This is a genomic window from Natrialba asiatica DSM 12278, from assembly GCF_000337555.1.
GTDB lineage: Archaea > Halobacteriota > Halobacteria > Halobacteriales > Natrialbaceae > Natrialba > Natrialba asiatica.
Map to the genome: position 1 here is coordinate 98,604 of NZ_AOIO01000040.1, position 23,266 is coordinate 121,869.

27 protein-coding genes are annotated in these 23,266 nt (G+C 63.2%); 15 read left to right on the forward strand and 12 right to left on the reverse strand.

The window, feature by feature from the left end:
- Positions 1-14: 14 nt before the first annotated feature.
- Positions 15-464, reverse strand: a complete 450-nt coding sequence (locus tag C481_RS18055; RefSeq protein WP_006110764.1) for a type IV pilin — start codon at positions 462-464, stop codon at positions 15-17.
- 337 nt (positions 465-801) lie between these two features.
- Here C481_RS18055 and C481_RS18060 point away from each other — a divergent pair, with 337 nt between their 5' ends.
- Positions 802-1,593 carry a hypothetical protein gene (locus C481_RS18060; RefSeq protein ID WP_006110765.1) on the forward strand — a complete coding sequence of 264 codons (792 nt, stop codon included), beginning with the start codon at positions 802-804 and terminating at the stop codon, positions 1,591-1,593.
- 54 nt (positions 1,594-1,647) lie between these two features.
- Here the strand turns inward: C481_RS18060 and C481_RS18065 are convergent, their stop codons facing one another.
- Positions 1,648-1,881 (reverse strand): helix-turn-helix domain-containing protein, encoded by a 234-nt coding sequence (locus tag C481_RS18065; RefSeq protein WP_006110766.1) that lies wholly within the window; start codon positions 1,879-1,881, stop codon positions 1,648-1,650.
- Between the two features lie 668 nt (positions 1,882-2,549).
- Between C481_RS18065 and C481_RS18070 the strand changes: the two genes are divergently transcribed.
- The gene (locus tag C481_RS18070) at positions 2,550-3,605 is read left to right on the forward strand and encodes a tyrosine-type recombinase/integrase (RefSeq protein ID WP_006110767.1); all 1,056 of its coding nucleotides are present in this window, start codon (positions 2,550-2,552) and stop codon (positions 3,603-3,605) included.
- 347 nt (positions 3,606-3,952) lie between these two features.
- Here the strand turns inward: C481_RS18070 and C481_RS18075 are convergent, their stop codons facing one another.
- Both C481_RS18075 and C481_RS18080 read right to left on the reverse strand, forming a co-directional pair.
- Positions 3,953-4,156, reverse strand: coding sequence for a hypothetical protein (locus tag C481_RS18075; protein WP_241434711.1), 204 nt, complete (start codon positions 4,154-4,156; stop codon positions 3,953-3,955).
- A gap of 75 nt (positions 4,157-4,231) precedes the next feature.
- Positions 4,232-4,726: a hypothetical protein gene (locus C481_RS18080; protein WP_006110769.1), complete on the reverse strand. Its 495-nt coding sequence runs from the start codon at positions 4,724-4,726 to the stop codon at positions 4,232-4,234.
- A gap of 315 nt (positions 4,727-5,041) precedes the next feature.
- Between C481_RS18080 and C481_RS18085 the strand changes: the two genes are divergently transcribed.
- From C481_RS18085 to C481_RS18100, 4 genes are all read left to right on the forward strand, one after another.
- On the forward strand, positions 5,042-5,677 hold the full coding sequence (locus C481_RS18085; protein ID WP_006110770.1) for a VOC family protein: 636 nt from the start codon (positions 5,042-5,044) through the stop codon (positions 5,675-5,677).
- Positions 5,674-6,351 (forward strand): alpha/beta hydrolase, encoded by a 678-nt coding sequence (locus tag C481_RS18090; protein ID WP_006110771.1) that lies wholly within the window; start codon positions 5,674-5,676, stop codon positions 6,349-6,351. The genes C481_RS18085 and C481_RS18090 overlap by 4 nt, the downstream gene beginning before the upstream one ends.
- 114 nt (positions 6,352-6,465) lie before the next feature.
- A complete protein-coding gene (locus tag C481_RS18095) occupies positions 6,466-6,999 on the forward strand; it encodes a hypothetical protein (protein WP_006110772.1) in 534 nt (177 codons plus the stop codon).
- 128 nt (positions 7,000-7,127) lie between these two features.
- Entirely contained in the window at positions 7,128-7,907 is a 780-nt protein-coding gene (locus tag C481_RS18100; protein ID WP_006110773.1) for an SDR family oxidoreductase, read from the forward strand.
- Between the two features lie 54 nt (positions 7,908-7,961).
- Here the strand turns inward: C481_RS18100 and C481_RS18105 are convergent, their stop codons facing one another.
- The gene (locus C481_RS18105; protein WP_006110774.1) at positions 7,962-8,378 is read right to left on the reverse strand and encodes a universal stress protein; all 417 of its coding nucleotides are present in this window, start codon (positions 8,376-8,378) and stop codon (positions 7,962-7,964) included.
- A gap of 101 nt (positions 8,379-8,479) precedes the next feature.
- A complete protein-coding gene (locus tag C481_RS18110) occupies positions 8,480-9,721 on the reverse strand; it encodes an MFS transporter (RefSeq protein ID WP_049904753.1) in 1,242 nt (413 codons plus the stop codon).
- 168 nt (positions 9,722-9,889) lie between these two features.
- Between C481_RS18110 and C481_RS18115 the strand changes: the two genes are divergently transcribed.
- The 3 genes from C481_RS18115 (at position 9,890) to metX (ending at position 13,288) form a co-directional block, all read left to right on the forward strand.
- On the forward strand, positions 9,890-10,558 hold the full coding sequence (locus C481_RS18115) for a DUF6517 family protein (RefSeq protein WP_241434712.1): 669 nt from the start codon (positions 9,890-9,892) through the stop codon (positions 10,556-10,558).
- A 136-nt stretch (positions 10,559-10,694) separates the two neighbouring features.
- Entirely contained in the window at positions 10,695-12,035 is a 1,341-nt protein-coding gene (locus C481_RS18120; RefSeq protein WP_006110777.1) for an O-acetylhomoserine aminocarboxypropyltransferase/cysteine synthase family protein, read from the forward strand.
- Positions 12,032-13,288, forward strand: coding sequence for a homoserine O-acetyltransferase MetX (metX, locus tag C481_RS18125; protein WP_006110778.1), 1,257 nt, complete (start codon positions 12,032-12,034; stop codon positions 13,286-13,288). Before C481_RS18120 ends, metX begins: the two co-directional genes overlap by 4 nt.
- A 150-nt stretch (positions 13,289-13,438) precedes the next feature.
- Here metX and C481_RS18130 read toward each other — a convergent pair whose 3' ends face one another.
- Positions 13,439-13,618: a hypothetical protein gene (locus C481_RS18130; protein WP_049904754.1), complete on the reverse strand. Its 180-nt coding sequence runs from the start codon at positions 13,616-13,618 to the stop codon at positions 13,439-13,441.
- A gap of 172 nt (positions 13,619-13,790) precedes the next feature.
- On the opposite strand from C481_RS18130, the gene C481_RS18135 reads away from it, so the two are divergent.
- A complete protein-coding gene (locus tag C481_RS18135) occupies positions 13,791-14,822 on the forward strand; it encodes a hypothetical protein (RefSeq protein ID WP_006110779.1) in 1,032 nt (343 codons plus the stop codon).
- Positions 14,823-14,921: 99 nt separating this feature from the next.
- Here the strand turns inward: C481_RS18135 and C481_RS18140 are convergent, their stop codons facing one another.
- Entirely contained in the window at positions 14,922-15,311 is a 390-nt protein-coding gene (locus tag C481_RS18140; protein ID WP_006110780.1) for a hypothetical protein, read from the reverse strand.
- A 96-nt stretch (positions 15,312-15,407) separates the two neighbouring features.
- Positions 15,408-16,052 (reverse strand): phosphoserine phosphatase SerB, encoded by a 645-nt coding sequence (gene serB, locus C481_RS18145; protein WP_006110781.1) that lies wholly within the window; start codon positions 16,050-16,052, stop codon positions 15,408-15,410.
- 242 nt (positions 16,053-16,294) lie between these two features.
- Here serB and serA point away from each other — a divergent pair, with 242 nt between their 5' ends.
- Positions 16,295-17,881 (forward strand): phosphoglycerate dehydrogenase, encoded by a 1,587-nt coding sequence (gene serA, locus C481_RS18150; RefSeq protein ID WP_006110782.1) that lies wholly within the window; start codon positions 16,295-16,297, stop codon positions 17,879-17,881.
- 95 nt (positions 17,882-17,976) lie between these two features.
- On the opposite strand, the gene C481_RS18155 is transcribed toward serA, so the two are convergent.
- Positions 17,977-18,933 carry a hypothetical protein gene (locus C481_RS18155; RefSeq protein WP_006110783.1) on the reverse strand — a complete coding sequence of 319 codons (957 nt, stop codon included), beginning with the start codon at positions 18,931-18,933 and terminating at the stop codon, positions 17,977-17,979.
- A gap of 749 nt (positions 18,934-19,682) precedes the next feature.
- On the opposite strand from C481_RS18155, the gene hisI reads away from it, so the two are divergent.
- Both hisI and C481_RS18165 read left to right on the forward strand, forming a co-directional pair.
- Entirely contained in the window at positions 19,683-20,096 is a 414-nt protein-coding gene (gene hisI, locus C481_RS18160) for a phosphoribosyl-AMP cyclohydrolase (RefSeq protein WP_006110784.1), read from the forward strand.
- 9 nt (positions 20,097-20,105) lie between these two features.
- The gene (locus tag C481_RS18165; protein WP_006110785.1) at positions 20,106-21,266 is read left to right on the forward strand and encodes a DUF7118 family protein; all 1,161 of its coding nucleotides are present in this window, start codon (positions 20,106-20,108) and stop codon (positions 21,264-21,266) included.
- Between the two features lie 135 nt (positions 21,267-21,401).
- On the opposite strand, the gene C481_RS18170 is transcribed toward C481_RS18165, so the two are convergent.
- The gene (locus C481_RS18170) at positions 21,402-21,629 is read right to left on the reverse strand and encodes a helix-turn-helix transcriptional regulator (protein WP_006110786.1); all 228 of its coding nucleotides are present in this window, start codon (positions 21,627-21,629) and stop codon (positions 21,402-21,404) included.
- A 4-nt stretch (positions 21,630-21,633) separates the two neighbouring features.
- The gene (locus C481_RS18175; RefSeq protein ID WP_006110787.1) at positions 21,634-22,038 is read right to left on the reverse strand and encodes a hypothetical protein; all 405 of its coding nucleotides are present in this window, start codon (positions 22,036-22,038) and stop codon (positions 21,634-21,636) included.
- Between the two features lie 178 nt (positions 22,039-22,216).
- On the opposite strand from C481_RS18175, the gene C481_RS18180 reads away from it, so the two are divergent.
- A complete protein-coding gene (locus C481_RS18180) occupies positions 22,217-22,645 on the forward strand; it encodes a universal stress protein (RefSeq protein WP_049904775.1) in 429 nt (142 codons plus the stop codon).
- 96 nt (positions 22,646-22,741) lie between these two features.
- Complete coding sequence (locus tag C481_RS18185; RefSeq protein ID WP_006110789.1) at positions 22,742-23,251, forward strand: HPP family protein; 510 nt, start codon at positions 22,742-22,744, stop codon at positions 23,249-23,251.
- The last annotated feature ends 15 nt before the right edge of the window (positions 23,252-23,266 follow it).

Sequence of the window (23,266 nt, forward strand, 5' to 3'; positions counted from 1 at the left end):
GTTAATTGATAGGTTTAGCTAGTGAGAGTGAATTCGCCAACAATAGCGTTACTAGCGGCAGCATCCTCAATATTAGATGCACCACTCACATCACTCTCATCACCTTGGAAAGCTTGCACAGTATAATCTGCGTCAGTTGCGAGTGTAGACCCATCATACGTTGCCGAACCACCAGTTGCCACAAATGTGTCTTGGACTGCTCCAGAGGAGTCAACAACGGCGACACCATCTGAGTTATCCATATTAGTTAATTGTACTTCGACTGTTGGCGTGCCATCGCCTTCAATATCTACGCTTGCACGAGGCTCATCATCAAGTCCACTACCCATATCCAGCACAAATGCTGCGATCACAGCTGCGAGAATAACGGTGATCGCGACCATCAGGATGACCCCGATAACGGGCGATACTGCGCGTTCTTCTTCGTTGCCAATCAGCTTGGCGCGATATTTTGTAAGGTCCATTGTTTGCTTTGTTTACGCACCCACCAACGGTGAGAAGACTTATTCCGGATACCCTGGTAGGAACCCGGTGACGTTCGAGGGGGTTGGAGATCGTAGCCTCGATCGTCGTCTTCTCGTCGTCTTCTGGTGCTGATAGCAACCAGTGGAGTACCGGTATATATAACTAATCGATAGTGTACGCTTTTGGATCACATCAGGAACTTCATGGGTTTCAGATCTGATAATCAATGTCCCGCAGAAACCCTACAGCACCACCTTGAACCGACGCCTTCTTGCGTTTTGGTAATCTGACGAGAGAACGGCAATACCAAAGCCAGTTCAGTCCTACGAGTTGTACATGACTGAGACTGTGTTCGTGACCGCCCGTGATCTCGCGCGCACCTACGACGGCGGGGCCTACGAGAACGCGTGGGAAGCGGTCGAGCAGTACCGCGAGGCAACCCGCTATGCGAACACACACGACGCCGGTTCAGGCGCTACCGCGTCGGCATTGAATCTTCCGCGTGGTCGGCTTCGCACCTGGATCGACGACAGTGGGGCACCGGATGTCGTCCGCGGGATCGACACCGCACGCGAGTATGGGTGGCTCAAGTGCACGCCCAACGACGATGTGTTCGCCGGGCTGAACGCACTGGTTGCGAATATCTTCTCGGGCGGCGCGATTGCCGAACAGTACTATCGACCCTCGTTCGCGCTGAACCACTACGGTGCGGACTCGCACGTGATCGACGCACTCGAGTTGGTCGGCGTCGACTACGAGATCATCGACGATCGGGACGGCCGCGCTGACGAGGCTCGTCCAACAGCGGACGAGACTGTCCTTGGGCGCGTACTCGCCGTACTCGGTGCTCCCGTCGGACCGAAAACCAACCAGCACCTCTCGTTACCAAGTTATCTCGTGGTCGGCTCTGAGGAGGTTCGCGAGACGTTCGTCTATGCCTATCTCGAGAACCGTGCCGTCCATCACGAGGGGAAGGACACCTTGACGATCATCGAAGAACGCAACGACTCGTACCTCTCGAGTCTGGCGGCGCTCATCAACGATATTGCAGGCGGTGGGGTCAAACGGAACGCCGAATCGATCACGATCTCGGCCGACGCAGCTCGGTCGCTCGGCACAGTTCGGTAGTACGATTGAACCGGCTTCTACAAGCGAGAGCGTAGCTGCACCAAGTGCCCGGATCTATTCTTCTAGCTCTTCGGCGTCGAGTTCTCCTGCGAGATATGCGCGCCCGCGATCAGTGATCTGATACAGCCCCTCGTCGATGCGATCGACGAGTTCAGCGTCGCGCAATTTTCCGAGCCGCGTGCTCAGGTAGTGCCGCGAGTAGTCGGTGTTGACCGCAAGAACTCGCGGCGAGAGGATAAGGCTGCTGTCTGAGAGGGTTTCGAGAATGCGGTCATCAGCCTGCGTCATCCACGAAACCCTCGGTCTTCGCATACAGATAGGTGTGATACGAGCATTTTATCAATACTGGTTACCGTGATTGATAGCAACATTCGGTTCACTGTAGATTAACGTACGGTCGGTTAATTATAAGTAGACACGATGTTTCGGTGCTGGTGACGGAAGCCAGACGGACCCGCCGCTGCCCGGTCGGGTCGCTGGAAGAACGCGGACCCGGTGTAAGGGCACCGGCCCGCCTGGCTCCCGTAGATCAGGTACGGAAGCATGCAATTGCTCGACGCAACGGTGGATAAAGCCCCCGATCGACGGTATCGACCAGACCGCGGCCCACAGCCCACGGCCGAGTCAAACGAGTTCGGAAACACTTCCGGAAACGGAATCGGAAATTATCGGAAATTATCGGAAACGTTCGAGAGCGTCCAGAATAGCCGAAATTCAGGAATACTGATTTATCGGAAAGAATTGGAAACGACCCTGCAACGACTAAGAATCATCAGTCCCTTCGCTCTAATCTACCGACGGACAGCGACCGCGCGCGCCCCCGAGAACCAATCAACGGCGCGCACGGTGAGTCCGCGGTCCCACAAGTGTGAGACCATGACGAACCAGACACGCAACCACGGTAAGCGTATCGCATCTTCTGACCATCGCTGTAGCTGCGCGCTCGAGGTGCATCGATGAGCGCTGGCGAACTCGAGCCAATCGCTCCACACGAGGCTGTTGAAATGTATCACGACGCGATGCTCGACGAGCACGCAGAGTCGACTCGCCGAAGCGAGAAACATCGACTGCGTGCGTTCGTGCAGTTCTGCGATGAACACGAAATAGAGAATTTGAACGATCTCTCCGGGCGGGATCTGTACAGATACCGAACATGGCGTCGCGAGGGCCAGGGAGACGATCGTGAGCCGATCAAGTTGGTCACTCTTAAGGGCCAACTTGCGTCGGTTCGCCGTTTCCTTCGATTCGCGGCGAACATCGATGCCGTAGAACCGGAGCTGTACGAGCAGGTCACGCTACCGACGATGAAGAACGGTGAGGACGTATCGGATTCGACCTTGGCCCCAGAACGGGCAATCGAGATTCTCGAATACCTCGAACGCGCACAACCCGGTTCGCGGGACCACATCATCGTAATGCTCCTCTGGCGAACGGGAGCGCGAAGCGGTGCAATTCGTGGGCTCGACCTTCGTGATCTCGACCTCGATGGTTCTCATCCGCGCGTCTCCGGCCCTGCAGTCCATTTCGTTCACCGTCCGGAAACCGATACGCCGCTGAAAAACCAGGACAAGGGAACTCGATGGAACCGAATCAGTGAGAAAACGGCTCGCTACCTCGAAGATTACATCGAGTATCACCGCCCCGAGGTCACCGACGACCACGGTCGAAAGCCGTTGATTACAACAAAGTATGGCCGTCCTGCAGGGAACACGTTGCGGAAGACTCTCTACCGGGTCACCAGGCCCTGCTGGCGTGATGAATCGTGCCCGCACGACCGCGACATCGACACGTGCGAGGCGACACACCTAGACCACGCGAGCAAGTGTCCGTCGGGACGGTCACCTCACGATCTCCGTAGTGGTCGCGTGACGTTCTATCGTCGGGAGGACGTTCCTCGGCGAATCGTTCAAGATCGACTCAATGCGAGCGAGGACATTCTCGACCGGCACTACGACCGTCGTTCCGACCGAGAACAGGCCGAACAGCGAACTGATTACCTTCCAGACCTATGAGATCCATGAACGCCAATAAGAGGGTCGCAAACCCCGAGATCACCCGATCCCATCGTGCCCGTGCGAAAACTATCGGTTTTGGACTTCTATTCGAAAGTCCGTGTGGCGACTCCTACCGACCAAATTCGACGCATTCGAGATTCGATAGCCATCCTGAGAATCCGGATCCCGTTCAGCAGTTGAATATGGCGGTTGACCGTGAGAGTCGGTGCATCGGCCCCGTTCAGTTCTGGCGCTGGTTGTACGATGCCAAAAATCAGCGCCGACCGGCTGGTCCATCAACCGATCAACACAGAGTTCACCAACCGATCGAAACCATGGAAACACGCGGAGGAGAGGGGAAGCGACTACCGGCTAGCCTCGAACCGCTGGAGTACGACAACCGACCGGTAGAGAAGATACGTCACGGCCAAGCCGATTCCCATCCAGAACCACGCGACGACGATTCCGCTGTCCGCTTCCTGCCCGCTGCCGAAAATGCCAATCGCCGTAAAGACGACGAGGATACTGATCACTACCTGTCGAATGTGAGAACTCTGATCGGTGGCCATACGTCCAGCATTCCGTTCGGTTGTCATCACTATTCCGATAACTACAATGTCAACGACGGGAGCAAACATCGACGGTCACGCCGTTGACGACGAGTCCCGGTGAAAACCGATACGGACGATGCCGTCGGCGAGTTCGTCCGTCGACTGTATCCGGTCGGTTCGATACGTCGTCTCCTGGTCGAGATCGGCCTCGAACGGCGGAAAGAAGAGAACTCGTTCCTGCGTGTTTTCGTATCGAATGAGGCGCGTGTCGTAATCGCTCCAATAGAGGTCCCCCAGAAACGTCTCGCCTTCCTGAACCGAAACGGCGGGTTTGTATTCGAGAGAGGAAGAGACCACGCGAAAGCGAGCAGCAGGGTAGAAGTCGTTTCCGTAGAGTCGAGCCTGGAAGTCGGGTTGGGGTTCGGATTCAGCCTCGGATTCCGACTCCGATTCCGATCCAGACCTGGATCCGGATTGCGCCGAGACGCGCGTAGTCCCGATCGATTCGGAAACGAGCGCACCGAGGAGAAGTGACCCGCTTCGTACGACTGATCGTCGTGAGATGGAGTGATGGCCTGAGTTTGACATAGTTGTCTCGCCGGTTTCCCGGTACCGCGTCGGTCTCGATCGCGCGAGTTCACAAATTATTCGCCGATCGAGAGGGCCTCAACGCTGGTACGCGTCGGAACTGTATAAACGGCGACGATGAGAGTACAGGGCAGCGTAGTGTCCGGCGGGGCGGTTCGTGCGCCGGTCGAACCCCTGCTGTCGGGTTCAGGAGATCGCTGTTCGTTCGGTCTCGGGGCGAAACCGTTCGGACTATCGGTCTAGTAACATGGATGTCACGTGGTTGGTCCCGCGTCTCTGCAGGCTTCATACGTCGCGGTAACATAGTGTAACCACATGAGCGACGAGACGACACCATCGAGTTCAGTGCCGGTAACGCCGGAGCGCCCCGACAGCCCGGTCCACATGCAGGGGACCGACCACATCACGATCTGGGGAAGCAACGCCGAGGACACGATCGAGTTCTATCGCGACCTGCTTGGAATGCCGCTGGTGCTTCGCCAGCCGAATCTCGACGATCCCTCGCAGACGCACCTGTTCTTCGATACGGGTGACGGGCAGATTCTGACGTTCTTCGTCAGCGACGACCGGCCGTCGAACCGGCGCGGGCAGCGCGGCGGCGTCGGAGCCGTCCACCACCTCTGTTTCAGCGTCGACCCCGACGAGTACGAGGAGACGATGGCCGCGCTCGAGGACGCGGGTCACCAGTACAACGTCTTCGACCGGGGCATCTTCCACTCGATCTACACGACGGACAACAACGGGCTCGTCATCGAACTCTCGGCGGACAAGTACGAGATTCCGAACGACCGCCGCGGCGAGGTGCTGGCGAAAGCCCAGGAACTGCGCGAGTCCGACGGTGCCGAGTACGCCAAGGACGAGCACCTCCGCGGGGCTATCGAGGAACTGGGACTCGAGGTCGTCGAGAACGACTTGCCCGACGCGAGCGCGGGCGTCGGTGGTCTGGAATGAGCGACGCCAGCGACGTGAGCGACGGTCCCCATCAGGACCAGCCGCTCGTCACGGCCGGCACCGAACTCGGGGACGCCACGGCCGCGATGATCCTGGTTCACGGACGGGGTGCGACCGCCCGGAGCATCGTCCAGATGGGGCGGGAAGTCCACCGCGAGGGCGTCGCCCTCCTCGCACCGCAGGCCGAGCGCAACGAGTGGTATCCGAACTCCTTCCTGGCTCCCGTCGAGTCGAACGAACCGGGCCGGTCCTCGGGGCTGCAGGCGATCCGGAATGCGATCGAGACGGCGACCGACGCCGGGATTCCGACCGAGCGCATCCTGGTGCTCGGCTTCTCCCAGGGTGCCTGTCTCGCGAGCGAGTTCGTCGCGCGCAACCCCCGGCGGTACGGCGGGCTGGTGGCGCTGAGCGGCGGCCTCATCGGTGACGAAATCGAAGCCGACGACTACGCGGACACCGACGGCGACCTCGACGGAACGCCCGCCTTCCTCGGCTGTAGCGACGTCGACCCGCACATTCCCGAGGAGCGAGTTCACGAGACGGCGCGCGTTCTCGAGGAGTTGAACGCGGACGTCACCGAGCGCATCTACGAGGGGATGGGCCACGGGGTCAACGAGGACGAACTCGAGACCGTCGCGGAGCTGGTCGCCGAACTCGTCTCGGGGTCACGGTAAGGCACCGTCGCCGATCAGGGTCCGAGTGCGGTGCCTGTTGCATTCGTTAGCAGCGACGACGTTCCGATTGACGCGGACTGGGGCTTATGCTACTCTCCGTGCTACCACCAGCTAATGGCCTCGAACCGATCGGGACGGCGCGCGTTCGTGGCACGCACTGGTGTGGCGGCTGTAGGAGCGGTCAGCGCCGGCTGTCTCGGACGAGGCGGTGACTCGACGGGCGACGCGGAGGCCGACGCCGGAACCGACGAGTCGGAACCGGTCGTCGACGTAGCGGAAGCGACAACCAACGACACCGATCCCGATACCTGGGCGTCCGTCTCGACGATCCGACTCGACGCCTTCGTCGGCGGGTGGGTCGGCGTCGAGCCCGCACACATCGACCGCGTCGAGAATCCGACGCTCGTGCTCCTCGAGGGCCGGGAGTACGAGTTCACCTGCGAAAATCGGGATAACGTCAAGCACAACCTCGCGATTTACGACGCGGCCGAGGAGGTCGTGGACGAACTCGCGACGGGTGTCGTGGCCGACAGGGGCGAGACGGCGAGTCTCACCGTCGAAGCGACGGCGGAGATGACGACCTATATCTGCGAGCATCAGCCGGTGATCCAGCGGGGAGAGATCGAGGTTATCGATCCGGACCGGTGAGTGAGAGTGTGAGTATGAGCGTGAGTGGGGTCGGAATTCGGGGCCGGTGACGGTTCGAATGTACTGACCTACTGGCGGGGTAACTGATGGACACTACTTAGCAGACTGCTGTGGTAGGACGGTCGGCTATGGCACAGTCGCAGATGCTCGAAGACGACGTAACGATTGTAACCGGGGGATCGAGCGGCAACGGGCGTGCAATCGCGCGTCAGTTCGCGACGGAGGGCTCGGATGTCGTCGTCGCGGACATTCGAGATTCGCCGCGCGAGGGCGGCACGCCGACGCACGAGCTAATCGAGGAGGAAACGGACGCCGGGGCGACGTTCGTCGAGTGCGACGTGACGAGCGTCGACGACCTCGAGAACGCCGTCGACGCGGCCGACGAGTTCGGCGGCGTGACCGTGATGGTGAACAACGCCGGGATCTTCCACGGCGAGGAGTTCCTCGAGGTCGCCGAGGACGACTTCGATCGGATGATGGACATCAACGTCAAAGGGGTCTACTTCGGGGCGCAGGCGGCGGCGAATCGGATGGTCGAGGCGGACGGCGGCCGCATCATCAATCTCTCGTCGATCGCCGGCCTCGAAGGGGCGGGCGATTTCGTCACCTACTGCGGGACGAAGGGGGCGATTCGCCTGCTGACGTACGCGATGGCGGCGAAGCTGGGTCCGGAGGGCGTCCGCGTGAACGCGATCCATCCCGGACTGATCGAGACGACGATGACGACCGACGACGTCGAAATCTTCGGAACCGAAGCGGAGTCGGGGTACCTCGAGACGATACCCTCACGCCGGTCGGGTCAGCCCGACGACGTGGCAGACGCGGCGCTGTACCTCGCGAGCGAACTCTCGTCGTACATCAACGGCGAATCGCTCGTCGTCGACGGCGGGATGACGAACACGCAGTAATGTCGGGAGACAGCGGGTTCCACTCGCAGTTTCACAGCCGGCTGCACGACCACGTTAGCGGACGATCGTCACCGGCATCGGGGCCCGACGGGCGATCCGCTCTGCGACGCTGCCGAGAAGCACTCGAGAGACGCCCGACCGACCGTGGCTGCCGACGACGATCTGATCGACGTCGTTCTCCACCGCGAACGAGACGATCTCCCGGTCCGGCCGCCCGACGGCGGTCTCGGTCGTGAACTGGACGTTCTCGCTGTTTGCGAGGTCAGCGGCTTCTTCGCGGAGCGTGTCGGTCGCGGTGTCTTCTTCCTCCGTGAGGAGGTCCTGGGCGTAGTTGATGCTCGCACCGGTCGAGCCGCCCGCGGCTTCGACGACGCGCAGCAGGATGATTTCGTCGTCCGCGTGGGTGGTGAACGCGTACTCCGCGGCCTGCTGTGCTGGGGCCGAGCCGTCGTAGGCGACGAGGATTGTCATCGGTATCTGTTCGTATCGTTCCCGGAGCGTATAAAAACGGCTGTCGTCGGAGACGTGCGGGGGAGGCGGGTGGTACCGCGTTCGAGAGCGGACGGGGGCGATTAGCGGTTGCCGGTCTCGCGTCCGGTGCTGCCGTCCATGGCCGGATCGGACCCGAGCGAGAGTCGCACGAAGATCGGGACCGTGACGATCGCGATGGCGATTTCGAGGCCGACGACGACGAGAAACGCCGGGTCGTAGCCGTAGGTGCTGGCGACGGTGCCGCCGACGAGAAAGCCGCCGAGGAAGCCGAGGCTGCCGGCGAGGTTGAATCCGGCCATCGCGAGGCCGCGCTCGCGTTCTGCCGCGAGGTCGGTCACGAGCGCCATGGTCGCCGGGGAGACCAGCGCGCCGAGGATGCCGACAACGACCATCGCCACGGCGGCGGTGCGTACCGACGGGGCGACGCCGACGCCGAGGATACCGAGCCCGTAGCACGCCGACCCGGCGACGATCGGAATCGTTCGGCCGATGCGATCCGAGAGCGATCCCATCGGATACTGGAGCAGGGCGAACGGCGCGAAGAAACACGCGAGCAAGAGCCCGGTCGTCCCGGCGTCGAGGTTGAACACGTCCTGGAAGTAAAGCGTCCCCACGAGGGCGAAAAAGCCCGCCGTCATCCGATCGATGAATCCGAACGCGTAGGGGATCGACAGCGTCGGTCGCCGGCGGACGCCCTCGAGCAGCGCCCGCGCGGTCCGGCTCGTTTCGGGCGTTCGATCGGCGAGTCTGGAGACGAGCGCGCCGACGCAGACGAGCAGGCCGGCCGCGACGAGCAACGGCGCGATCGGATCGAGTTCGGTGAGCTGGCCGCCGATCGGTGCGCCGAGGGCGGCCCCGAGGCCGATGGCGATGCCGGCCGCGCCCATGTTGCGCCCGTGGCCGCCCTCCAGATCCATCAGCATGGTCATCGTGAGCGAGAACGCGCCGATGGTCATCGCGCCCTGGAAGACCCGCAGGAGGAGGACGGCACCGAAGGGGATCGATCCGAGGGCGGGGACCGCCGCGAGGGTGGCGTAGCCGACGGCTCCGGCGAGCGCGCCAGCGACGATAAAGGGGGTTCGCCGACCGGTCACGTCGCTTACTACGCCCCAGACGCCGACGAACGCGACGTAGGCGGCGAACTCGGCGACGAGGAACCACATGCTCGCGTCGAGCGTCGTCGCGGTGAGTCCCGAACTCGTCGTGTCCGCGCCCAGCACGGAGACGAGCGTGCCGATGCCGGGGTAGAGCAACAGTTGGGAGAACAACACGGCGAACACGACACCCGCGAGCACCAGTCGGTCACGATCACTCGAGTGCACGCTGGCTCCTTCGGACTACGGCCCTATGAAGCCGTCCGTTTCGCCACAGAGAGCGCGGATCAACCGGTAACGACCGAGCGGCTCGTCCGGACCGAACGTCTGTCACCGAACTGTCCGGTTACGAGCCGTATCGACGGCTTTTCACCAGTGGACGACACCTCGTGAATGATGACATACACGCGTCGACGCCTGCTGGCGATGGGTGGGGCGACCGCAACAGCGGCTCTAGCCGGGTGCACCGGGCGGCTCGAAGGAACGCTTTCGGCGGGGCCGGCAACCGTCTCCGCGGACGCACGAGCAGAAACCGGTTACGACGAACACGCCGTCGAAGAACTCGTCGTCGAACGGACGGTCGGCCGGTTCGGTATCGAGCGGACGATCGAAGCGACCAACTGGTACGCCGAGTACGACCGCGCAATCGCCCTCGATAGCCTCGGCCTGACGCGCGCGCAAGCAGCAGTTACTGCGGTGCTCACCACACCACAGGTATCCGTTCTCGGGCGAACGTTCAACCCCGTCGGCGATCTCTCGACGGCCGAACTCGTCACCATGATCCAGAACCGGTACGACGGGCTCGAATCCGTCGAGTTCGAAGACGAGACGACCCTCTCGATACTCGGGTCCGAGACGACCGTCGATCGGTACGTAGCGGAGGCGCGCCTGGTCGACGTCGGGACGACGGTCGACGTGTACCTGCAGGTGTCCGAACCGGTCGAACACGGCGAGGACTTCGTGATCTGCATCGCCGTCTACCCGCAGGCGCTCGGATTCGAAACGGAATCGGACGCCGTCGAAACGATGTTCGAGGGCCTCGAACACGACGCGGAGAGCGACTAGACGAGGGTCCGCGGCCGACGCTGAACTCGTCTCGCGGCGAATCGGGAGGCGGGACCGCGTGCGATGTGTCAGCACGGCCAGCGGATTTTGCCGTTACTGCGACGCATATGTGGATGGAGTAGTATGCACACTAAACATGAGCGACGACGCGAGCGACGGGACTGACGCCGAGTTCAGTGCGGACGGATTCGGTACGCGAAGCGTCCACGCCGGGCAGGAGGCGGATCCGGAGACGGGTGCGCGAGCGCCGCCGATCCACCAGACGACGTCCTACACCTTCCCCGACGCGGACACGGCGGCCGAGCGCTACGCCCTGGAGGACGACGGCTACATCTACTCGCGGATCAGCAATCCGACGGTCGAGACCCTCGAAGACCGCCTTGTCTCACTGGAGGGCGGCGCCGGCGCGGTCGCGACGGGTAGCGGCATGGCCGCGCTCGACTCGGCGACGCTGATCCTCGCCGAGGCGGGCGACAACGTGGTCTGTTCGACCGATACCTACGGCGGGACGACGGCCTACTTTTCGAAGACGGCGACGCGACGGGACATCGAACCGCGATTCGTCCCGACGCTCGAGTACGACGCCTACGCGGACGCGATCGACGAGAACACCGCCTTCGTCCACGTCGAAACGATCGGGAATCCCTCGCTCGTCACGCCCGACTTCGAACGCGTCGCCGCGATCGCCCACGAGCACGGGGTGCCGCTGGTCGTGGACAACACCTTCGCCACGCCGGCGCTGTGTCGGCCGCTCGAACACGGCGCGGACGTGGTCTGGGAGTCGACGACGAAGTGGCTCCACGGCTCGGGGACGACGGTCGGCGGGATCCTCGTCGACGGCGGCTCGTTCCCCTGGGGCGAGCACGGCTACGACGAAATCGCCGGGCAGAACCACGCCTACCACGACGTCGACTTCTCGCGGGACTTCCCCAAGGCCCCCTTCGCCGCCGCGGCCCGTTTCCGATCGCTGCGCAGCCTCGGCAATCAGCAGTCGCCGTTCGACGCCTGGCAGACCCTCCAGGGGCTCGAATCCCTGCCGCTTCGGGTGGGGAAACACTGCGAGAACGCCGCCGTCGTCGCCGAGTATCTGGACGAACACGACGACGTGGCCTGGGTCACACACCCCGGTCTGGAATCGCACCCGACCCACGATAACGCCGCAAAATATCTGACCGACTACGGTGGCATGGTCGCGTTCGGCCTCGAAACCGGCTACGACGGCGGCAAGACCTTCTGCGAGAGCGTCGAACTCGCCGGCTTCCTCGCCAACATCGGCGACGCGAAGACGCTCGTGATCCACCCCGCCAGCACGACCCACGGCCAGCTCACCCCCGAAGAACAGGACGAAGCCGGCGTGACGCCCGACCTCGTCCGCATGTCCGTCGGCATCGAAGCCCCCGAAGACATCCTCGCGGATCTCGACCAGGCCATCGAAGCCGCGACACGAACACCGACGGGAGGGCACCCGCGCACATGACGATAGACACCGTCGACCTCGGCGAGTTCACCTTCGAATCCGGCGAGTCGATTCCCGAACTCGAGGTGGCCTACGAGACCTACGGCGAGTTCACCGGCGACAACGCCGTTCTCATTTGCCACGCGCTGACCGGGAGCGCCCACGTCGCGCGCCGGCCGGACGCCGGAGACGAGACCGCGGGGCAGGCGCGGGCCTGGTGGGGCGACGTGGTCGGCCCCGGAAAGGCGATCGATACGACCGAGTACTACGTCGTCTGTGCGAACGTGCCGGGCTCGTGCTACGGAACGACCGGTCCCGCGAGTACGAATCCCGAAACGGGCGAGCCCTACGGCACCGACTTCCCGCCGGTGACGGTCGGCGACTGGACTCGCGCCCAGCGCCGACTGCTCGACGAACTCGGCGTCGGTCGTCTCCACGCCGTCATCGGCGGCAGCGTCGGGGGGATGAACGTGCTGGACTGGCTACGGCGGTATCCGGACGACGTTACCCGGGCGGCCGCCGTCGCCACGGCGGGACGGCTCGACGCGCAGTGTCTCGCGATCGACACGGTCGCACGGCGGGCGATCACGAGCGATCCCGACTGGAACGGCGGCCACTACTACGGGGCCTCCGAGAGCGAAACGAACGGCGGCTCGTCGGACTCGTCCGACGGTGACACCGGACCCGAGGACGGCCTCGCCCGGGCGCGTCAGCTCGGACACATCATGTACCTCTCGAAGGCGTCGATGGCCCAGAAGTTCGGTCGGCGCTCGGCCGGCCGCGAAACGGTTCGCGAGGAGCCGCCGGACCCGGCGGCCGCGTTCTTTCCCTACCGCGAGGTCGAATCCTACCTGGACTACCAGGCCGAGAAGTTCGTCGACCGATTCGACGCGAACAGCTACCTCTATCTTACGCGCGCAATGGACGATTTCGATCTCTCGACGGGTTACGAGTCCGATACGGCCGCACTCGCCGCCTTCGAGGGCGAACTGCTGCTCCTGTCGTTTACCGCCGACTGGCACTTCACCGTCGACCAGGCCGAAGCGCTCGCCGAATCGGCTCGCGACGCCGCTCTCGATGTCGCACACCACGTCATCGAATCCGACCACGGCCACGACGCCTTCCTCGTCGAACCCGAGACGGTCGGGCCGCCGCTGTCGGCGCTCCTGGCGGACGGGCTCTCGGGGCGACCGATCACGGACACCGCCGAGTCGAACTCGTCGGCTCCGTCCGAAACGTTCGCCCCCGTTCACACGAGTCTGTTTTCGCAGTGACTCGGCGCGCGGTCGGACGAGGCCGATGAACTCGTCCGGGAGATCGGTCGTGCGGACTGGTCAGGGTTCGGAGGAGCGTGTCCGACCGATTGAGAGCGACGAAAGCGATGCGGAGACGAGTTCGGGCCGAGTCGGCGGTTCAACGACTGGTCACGGCTCCATTCGAAGTGCGAGCACGTACGTGACGATAATCGCCGCAAGGAAGAAGAGGATCTGTCCCTGCAGGAGGAAGAGGAACGCGCCGAGTGTACCGATCGGATACACGAGCGTACTCCCGAGACTGCGGTCCGGGGAGCGATCGCTCGGTAGTTCCTCGGTCCGTGCTGTCATACGTTTCGATGTGTGGGCCGGACTCATGTGTGTTTATATTCTAATAACTACTGTCCGTTCCAGCGAGTAACCGATACCGCCGAACGGGGTCGAGGGTACAAACGGCGAGAACCCGGGCAGACGGGTCGAAACTAGGCTTTTTTATATATCACGTTCGCTGGTGTATTCGTACATGACTAGCAGCGGATCGCGGAGCGACCGCGGAAACGGTAGTGAGAAGCGCAGACGGTTGCTATCGAAACGGCTCGCCCTGTTTGGCGTCGTCGCCGTGCTCGTGCTGACGGCCGGCTGTCTCGGCGTCCTCGGCGGCAGTGATGGCGAACCCGCCGAGCACGCGCCTGCGGACAGCAACGTGCTCTTGCACGTGGACGCGGACGTTTTGAGCGACGAGGACAACCAGCAACTGGTCAACGCGTTCGCCTCCGTGGAAGACGAGGAGGCGGTCGACGATCAGGGAGACGTCGTCAGCGAGTTCGAGAACGAGACCGGACTCGACATCCGCGAGGCGAATCAGTTCCTGCTGTTTGCAAACTCAGAAGAGGGTCCCATCAACGAGAGTGGCGGCATCATCGTCTACAGCGATTGGGGGACCGATGCCGTCATCGATGCGGTCGAGGAGGAAGACGAGACGGAGTACGAACAGACCGAGTTCGAGGGTGAGGGCGTCCTCTACGAACCGGCTGAAGATCCCGAGTACGGAGCGCCGCAGTACGTCGGCGACCTCGGTGACGGCCGGTTCGTCTTCGGACCAGAAGCACCCGTTCGCGGAGCGCTCGAGGTCGAATACGGCGATGCAGCCCCGGTCTCTGGCGACGTGCGGGGGGCCTACGACGAGACGCGGGACGGGCACGTGACCCTGGCGATGTCGCTTCCCGACGGATCGGTTCCGGAAAACGATCCGATGACCCCCAACGTCGATGTCAGCGCCTTCCAGAACGTCAGCGTCATCACCGGCGTCTACGACACGGACGGCGGCGAGGCCGGCATCGAAATGGGAATCCACGCCGACAGCGAGGACGACGCACTCGACGTGAAAGACGTGATCGACGGCGCGATCTCGATGTTCAGCGGCTCCACGACGAACGACGATCTCAAGGACACCCTCCGCGGGATCGAGGTCGAACGGGACGGCACGACCGTCGACGTCTCGTACTGGAACGACACCGACGAACTCGTCGAGTTGATCGAATCGAACGACCTGTGAGCCAGTTCGAGAGGGAAAGAAAGAGAGAACAGTACCGTTCCCGCTGCTATCGAACGTGAAAGCAGCGATTACCGAACGGTACCGGCCTGCGACTCGCTTTTAATCGGCCGCGTTACGCTGTCCGTGTTGCCCGCGTCCCGGATCGACCTGTGCGTACTGATCGACGACGCTGTAACTCGGCCGTCGTCGAGCAGCCCACCGTCGCAGGTCACTCCCGAGCAGGTCGAGGCCGGTCGCTCGCATGAACCGCCGTGCAGGCGGCGATCGAATCATCGTGATCAAGGCCCACATCGTTCCCGCCGTGAACGATCCCATCGCCGAGAACGTCATCCCGAGCGTCAGGAACGTCGCCGAATAGACGTACCCGATCGTCATCGACGGAATGCTCGTTCCGAGGGGCACTCGTGAACTCGGGTTCAACAGCGTCGGCCCGAGGAAGACGAGAGAGAGGCCGCTTCCGATCATGAAGACGAAGTCTTGCCACATCATCAAACACGCTTACTCGATTGTGAGTTAAAACTCCCTCGGTCGGGAAATAAGCAGTTGCGACTGATATTCGTGCCGAACTGAGGTACCAGATCCGAACTAGGAGCGGTCGAGAACGCCCTCCGAAACCAGCGTCTCTTCGACGGCCGCCATCGAGGAGACGACGACATCGCAGTGCGGTTCAACGGCCGGTTTCGGCTCGAATCCGATCGCGAGCGACGCGGCCTCGAGCATCGGTAAGTCGTTCGCGCCGTCGCCGACTGCAACGGTGTCCGCGAGCGAGACGCCGACCGACTCCGCGAGTTCAGCGAGCGCGTCGTCCTTGGTGCCCTCGATTAGCGGCCCGTCGACCTCGCCGGTCAGTTCGGCCTCGGTTATCGGCAAGCGATTCGAGACGATGTGATCGACGGTCACGCCCTCGCGCTCCAGTGCGGCCGCGACGCCGCGTTCGAAGCCGCCGGTGAGAATCGCCGTCGTCACGCCGGCCTCGTTCAGCGTCTCGATGAGATCGGCCGCCCCCGGGCGGAGTTCGACCTGGTCGAAGGCAGCGGTCGCGTCGGCCTCCGATAGCCCTTCGAGCAGGGCCGCCCGCTCGCGGAGGCTCGTCGCGTACCCGATTTCGTCGTTCATCGCGCGGTCCGTGATCTCGGCCATCTCGTCGGCGACGCTCCGGCGCTCGCCGAGGAGCACCGTCATCTCCGAATCCGAGAGCGTCCCGTCGAAGTCGAAAGCGACGACTGTCATTGCTCGCCGATTGTGGCCGATCGGATAAACCAGTTCAGGTTTCGGGCAGGTTTCGACGGGAACCTGGCCGGTTCGACCGGCCCGCTCTGTTCGCTCGTCTCGGTCGAGAACCGATAAAGAACCGTTCGAACGAAAATCCCTCACCGAACGTCGCGGACATCGATACCGCCGCTGACACGGTAGTTTTTGCCGCCCGTGTCGACAACGGAAGGGTTTACCTGCTCCGCCCGATTGTCTCGCGCATGAACGTGCTCGTCACGGACCCCATCGCGGACGCGGGTCTTGACGTACTCAGAGACGCCGGCCACGAGGTCGAAACGGGCTACGAACTCGAGGGCGAGGCCCTCCTCGAAGCGGTCTCGAACGCCAACGGACTCATCGTTCGCTCGGGGACCGAGGTGACCGAGGAGGTCCTCGACGCAAACGACGACCTCGTCATCGTCGGCCGCGCCGGCATCGGCGTCGACAACATCGACATCGACGCCGCAACCGACCACGGCGTCATCGTCGCAAACGCACCGGAAGGCAACGTTCGCGCCGCCGCAGAGCACACCGTCGCAATGACCTTCGCCGCCGCCCGCTCGATCCCCCAGGCCCACATCCGCCTCAAGGACGGCGAGTGGGCAAAGAGCGAATACCTCGGCGCCGAACTCGACGGCAAAACCCTCGGCGTCGTCGGCCTCGGCCGCGTCGGACAGGAAGTCGCCAAAAAACTCGACTCGCTCGGCATGGACATCGTCGCCTTCGACCCCTACATCTCCGAGGAACGCGCCGACCGCCTCGGCGCCGAACTCGTCGAGTTCAACGACTGCCTCGAGCGCGCCGACTTCCTCACCATCCACACGCCGCTGACACCCGAAACCGAAGGCATGATCGGCGAGGCTGAACTCGATCTGCTCGACGGCGGGTACGTCATCAACGTCGGCCGCGGCGGCATCATCCAGGAGGACGCACTCGCCGCGAAGGTCGAAGACGGAACGCTCGCCGGAGCGGCGCTCGACGTGTTCGCGGAGGAACCGCTGCCCGCCGAGTCGCCGCTGCTCGAACACGACGACGTTATCGTCACGCCTCACCTGGGTGCGTCGACCGAGGCCGCCCAGGAGAACGTCGCGACCTCGACGGCCGAACAGGTCAACGCAGCCCTCTCCGAGGAGCCGGTCGCGAACGCACTCAACGCCCCTTCGATCGACGAGAGCGCGTTCCCCCGCGTCGAACCCTACATCGAAATCGCCGAGACCGCCGGCAAGGTCGCCGCCCAGTTGCTCGACGGCCGCATCGAAACCGTCGAAGTCACCTACGAGGGCGAGATCACCGACGAGGACATCGAGTTCGTCACGGCCTCGGCGCTGAAGGGCGTCTTCGAACCGCTCGAGTGGCAGGTCAACGCGGTTAACGCGCCCCAGATCGCCGAGGATCGCGGCGTCGACGTAACCGAATCGAAGACCCACCAGGCCGCGGACTTCCAGAGCCTGATCTCCGTGACGGTCGGTAACGACGAGGACGAAATCTCCGTCGACGGAACGCTCTTCGCCGGCGACGACCCGCGGATCGTCCGCGTCGACGGCTACCGGGTCGACGCCATCCCGCACGGGAAGATGGTCGTCACGCGCAACACGGACGAACCGGGCGTTATCGGCCTGATCGGTTCCGTCATGGGCAAACACGGCGTCAACATCGCCGGCATGTTCAACGCCCGCGAGGCCCACGGCAGCGAGGCGCTAACGGTGTACAACGTCGACAGCCAGGTTCCCGACGCGGCGAAGGACGAACTCAACGAGGACGGGAGAATCATCGGCGTCGACTACATTACGCTGAACGGCCAGAACTGAGCCTGACGCTGAACGGCCAGATCTAAGCCGCATTGCACTCGATAGCCGACGTTCAGATTCGAATCGCTGCTCCGTCGAACATCGAACGTCGAACGTTATTCCGACTGGGATTCCTGGTCCTGTTCCTGATCCTGTTCCGCCGACGGCGACTGCTCCGGCGTCTCCGGCGGCTCCGGTGCCGACCCCGTGATCGTCACCGTCCGCCCCTCGACGCTGCTCTCGTGAACGTCGCTCGTAATTCCTTCGAGTTCAGCCACGACTTCGTCGGTCAGGTCGGTACCCGGCTCGAGGATGAAGACCCAGGTCATGGTATCCGCCATCGGCGTCTCGCTGGAGACGCCCCAGATGTATATTTCGTCGAGCGTGACCGCATCGCCCGCCGGAGCGTTGTATTCGCCGGTAACGGTCGTCTCGTGTGGAAGTTGTCTGAAGAGGTGCGTGAACTCCTGGTCGACATCTTCGAGGCGGTCGTGCTCGCCGTTGTGGGCGTCGATCCGCTCCTCGTAATCCGGCCCGACGACGATGGTCTCGTTGCTCACCGCGATGTCGCGCCGTCCCGACGAGTTCGGAATCGCGCCGTCGATGACGGCGAAGTCCGCGTACTCCTCGACGAACTCGTACTCGTCGTCGCCCTCGACGCCGTCGACGATGGCCTGCTTGTCGAACGAGCCGAAGAAGACCTGCGTGAGCGACTGGATCAGGTGTGCATCGACGGTGTCGGCGGAGACGCCGAAGTAGTCCGGGAAGACGGAGGAGAAATCGGTGTCCTCGGGGAACGACTCGGTGTAGTCGAAGCGCCGGTTACCGCCGTTGAACGGGTCTGCGTCGGTCAGCCACGTTCGGAAGGCGGCGGCCTCGTCCCAATTAGCGTCGATGTCGCGGTCCGGGATGTCCCGGTCGAGTCCGTCCTGTTCGCCGTTGCCGTCGGTACTGTTCCCGTCATCTTGATTGCCGTTCCCGGTATCATCGGAGTCGTTGCTGCCCATACAGCCCGCCAGCCCGACTGCGAGAAGCCCGATGACGCCGCGGCGCGTGACCGTTGAAGATGTCATGTCTATCTGGTAGGCGTCAACCACGGGCTGACGGATAATGGCTCGTGACTGTCTATCCGCGTGAGAACGTCCGTAATATTAAGGTGTCTCGTAGCGCTGCAAGCGCTGGAAGGGAGCGAACGCAGACCGCACATCGGGAGCGGTTCACGTCGAACGACGTTCCGAGCGGGTAACAGTAGGTATAAGCCACTATAGATCAACAATTAGACCGGAAGCCACACTCCAGAGTGGGACGACCGCGCAAGCGAAAATGTCCCGGGTGCTAGGCCCACCCGAGACGTGGCTTCCAAGTTTGCACCACTTCGAAGCCATGACCTGGTTCATTCTACCGGGATATAAACGTCCCGACAGATTGACGAATACGGGGGAGAATCAGTGGCACCCGCCGGGTTTGAATCTGACAAGAGTAAGAGAAATACGGCCAACAGTTGCGGCGGATCGAGGCGAGTCCGATGTGTGATCGCGATCCACCCGATGACGCTGAGCGGCCGAACGTCCTCTCACTGTCTACCTGTCCGGTGTGTGGCGGGTCGATCACCCGCGTAACAGTTCACGGTCCCTCCAAGGCCGTTTCGACCCCCTGTGGCTGTCAGTTTCCCCCTGCCGGTCTCGAGTTCGAGTAGCCGGTCGCAGCCACAGTATCTACAGCCAGTTGGTGCCGAACGCATTCGGGTATCCATTACACGCGTGAACGACGTGCGATCGATAACGGCAAAAGACCTATCGCCCCAACGGCCAACTCATCAATTATGAACGACGATGCCGACGTTACGGTCGAGTTCGACGAGGACGGACTCGTTCCCGCCGTCGCACAGGACGCCGAAACGGGCGAGGTACTCATGCTCGCGTACGTCTCCCAGGAAGCGCTCGATCGCACGCGAGAAACCGGCCGCGCACACTACTACTCGCGCAGCCGAGACGAACTCTGGGAGAAAGGTGCGACGAGCGGTCACATCCAGACTGTACGGGAGGTACGCGTCGACTGCGACGCCGATACCCTCCTCTATCTGGTCGAACAGGACGGCGGCGCGTGCCACACCGGCTACCGGTCGTGTTTTCACCGGACCATCGAGGGCGATGTCGTCGGCGAACGAGTGTTCGATCCAGATGCTGTCTACGACGCGGAAACTGATGGCGAGGAAACGACCGAAACCGAGGTCTAACACGGGCGAATGAGTGAACGCGTCTACCCCGCCGCCGACGTCGGCGACGAGACACCCACCCCGCTCGACGAACTCGAGGCCGCCAGGGAGCGGCTCGAGCAGGCGACCCAGCGCATCGAGGACCACGGCAGCGACGCCGTCACCGAGGCCGCCGAAGCCTACCGCAACGCGGACGACCTCCTGACCGAGTACGTCGACCGAGCCACCGGCACCGGCCGCGAGAACTTCCAGGCCTACGTCGAACTCGAAGGCCGGTTCTCGACGCTGGTCGAAAGCCTCCCCGACGACCTGAAAGCGCGCGCAGCGTTCGACGACGCGCTCGACGCGATCGACAAACGCCGCCTCAGCGAAAGCGACTTCAAACGCGCACGCGACGCACTCGAACCCGCCGCCCGGTACGCCGATCTGCTCGACGAACGCGAAGCCGCCCGCGAGGCCCTCGACGACGCCCGAACCGTCGCCGCCAAGCGCCGCCGCGAACTCGACGACGAGATCGGCGAGCGCGAACGACTCGTCGAACTCGGTACCGCCGATCTCGATGCCCCGGTCGAGCGATTGCGAGACCCGATCGAGCACTACAACGAGGCGGTCCGCGAGGCGTTCTCGGCGTTTCTACACGAGACGTCGGCTCGCGACGTCTTTACCCTCCTCGAACGAAGTCAGTGGTACCCCTTCGTCGAGTTCAGACGGCCGCCCGCAGACCTGCGCGAGTACGTCCAAGCGAGCGCCGACGGCGAGTACACGATTCCGGAACTGCTCGAGTTCGCCGACTACTCGCGGTCGAAACTCGAACACTACGTCGAGAGCGCGGACGTGCTCAAACGCCGGGTTGCGACCCAGCAGACCTATCTCGACGGGATCGATGCCGAGCCACTGACGGTCGAGTGGCCGCCCGGTCCCGCCGGTGCGCTCCGACGCCGAGTCAGGGAGTATCGGCCGTTCGTCGCCCGCGTCGCCGGCGAAGAAACGGTCGATCGACTCCGGGCGGTGCGCGAGTGCACGTTCGAGGACGAGTACGACCGCCTTCAGACGGCCGCCCAGGCGGTGGTCCAACTCACGCCCGACGAGCGTGAACAACTCGCAAGCGGCGCGCTCGACGCTGAACTCGAGGCGCTACGAGGGGAGCAGGCCGCGCTCGAGGCCGCACTCGAGATCGACGATCCGGTATAACGCGGCTCGAGACTGCGGCTGTGACGGGGTTTGGAACACGCGTCTCGCTTCCGAGGACACCGATTTCTCCTGTCAGTGAGCAGTGAGTATCGGAGATCGATCATCGAGAAGCGAGAAGTGAGCAGCGAGCATCGATCAGTCGTCAGGGCTCGTCCCGTTTTCCGCCGCGAGTTCACCCGGCTCGAAAATGTCCTCGATCGGGCAGTCGAAATACGCGGCGAGTTCGAACGCGAGTTCGAGCGAGGGGTCGTAGCGCTCGCGTTCGATCGCGTTGATCGTCTGCCGGGTGACGTCGACGGCCGCGGCGAGGTCGCCCTGGCTCAGGTCGGCCCGTTCGCGGCGGGCCCGGAGGTCGTTTTGCATACTGTTACGCTCGGAACCGGACGTACGTGTACGTACCGCCCCAGAGCAACCAGAACGCACACCACGCCCAGAAGACGTAGAGGAGCTCCGAACTCCAGGTGAACCGCCCGAGCAGCTCGAGCGTCCACAGCGAGACGAAGGCGGCGAAGCCGCCGAATCCGATCGCCGTCAGGACGAGGTCGCTCGTGCGAGCGGCCAGCGCCTCGTCGCGTTCGTCGTAGACCGACTGCGGTGACGCTCGCGGGATCGTGACGCCGACGACGAACGCGGCGACGTAGACGACGGTGCCGATCAGCGCCTCGCCGACGGCGATCCCGAGGAGGAGTGCGGCGATGCCGACGACGTAACTCGCGCTCGACGCTCTACGGTACGTCCGGGGATTGAACTCGGAAGTTGAGAGTGCGGTCATGGGTGGTATCGACGGGAACGGTGGAAAGCTCCCTTTACAGTAAAGGATGTTTTACACCCTTATGAATCTATCCACCGATCGGATCGCTGATAACGGATCGACTCGGTCGATACCGCCAAAGGTGGGCTGGCTCGACGACGAGCACGGAGTTTTCACCGTCGATCGCGTAGCGTCGGCCATGACTCGCCACCTGCTCGTACCCATGGACGACTCCGAACCCGCTCGCGCGGCCCTCGAGCACGCGCTCTCGATCTTCCTCGACGACGAAATCACGGTTTTGCACGCCGTCGATGAACTCGAGGCCGGCTATGCCGGCGAGCCGTCGGCCACCACTGCCACCGGCGACGAGTTCGAGCCCGAGTTCTTTGCGGCTGTCCGATCGATGGCCGCGGAATACGACCGGAGCGTCGAAACGGCCGTCGTCGAGGGTACGTCGGCAGCAGCGATCCTCGAGTTCGCTCGCGAGGGGGGCGTCGATCAGATCGTCATGGGAAGCGAGGGGCGATCGGGCGTTTCCCGGATGTTGCTCGGAAGTATCGCGGAAGGGGTCGCCCGTCGGTCGACGGTTCCGGTGACGGTCGTTCCGGGAGGAGAGACTGACGAGTGACGAACGGACGGGTGTTTAACGGGCAAGTGGCGACCTGAGACGACGAATCGGTGGAAATCAGCGGGGTTTTTCCACGGCACGTCCCAATCGAGACGTATGGACGACAGGGCCGGGACGACGCTGCATACCGGTCTGCTCATCCTGACGACCGCCGTGATTGCGTGGATATCCGGACTGCCAATGTTGTTCCCGAGTCTCGGTCCGTCGGCGTTCGTCCTCGCGCTCTTTCAGGACAGCGACGCGACCTCGCCGCGGCGGGTGATCGGCGGGCACGCGATCGGCGTCGCCGCCGGATTACTGGCGTATCACCTGCTCGCGACCGGCGTCTCGATGACGAGTTCACCGCCGCCGGGGTCGATCGAGGGGCTTCGCCTCGCGGGGAGCGCCGTCCTCGCGACGATGCTCACGGCGGGCGGGATGCTCGCAACCGATACCCGTCATCCGCCCGCGTGCGCGACGACGCTGATCGTTTCGCTCGGCCTCCTCTCGACCGTCTTCGAGGGGGTGCTGATCGCGCTCACCGTCGTCGTCCTCGTCGTCGCACACCAACTCCTCCTCGCGACCGAACGCGCGGGTGCGCGGTACGAAAAGCGGCTCCGGTCGTGAACGCACTCCCCGCGT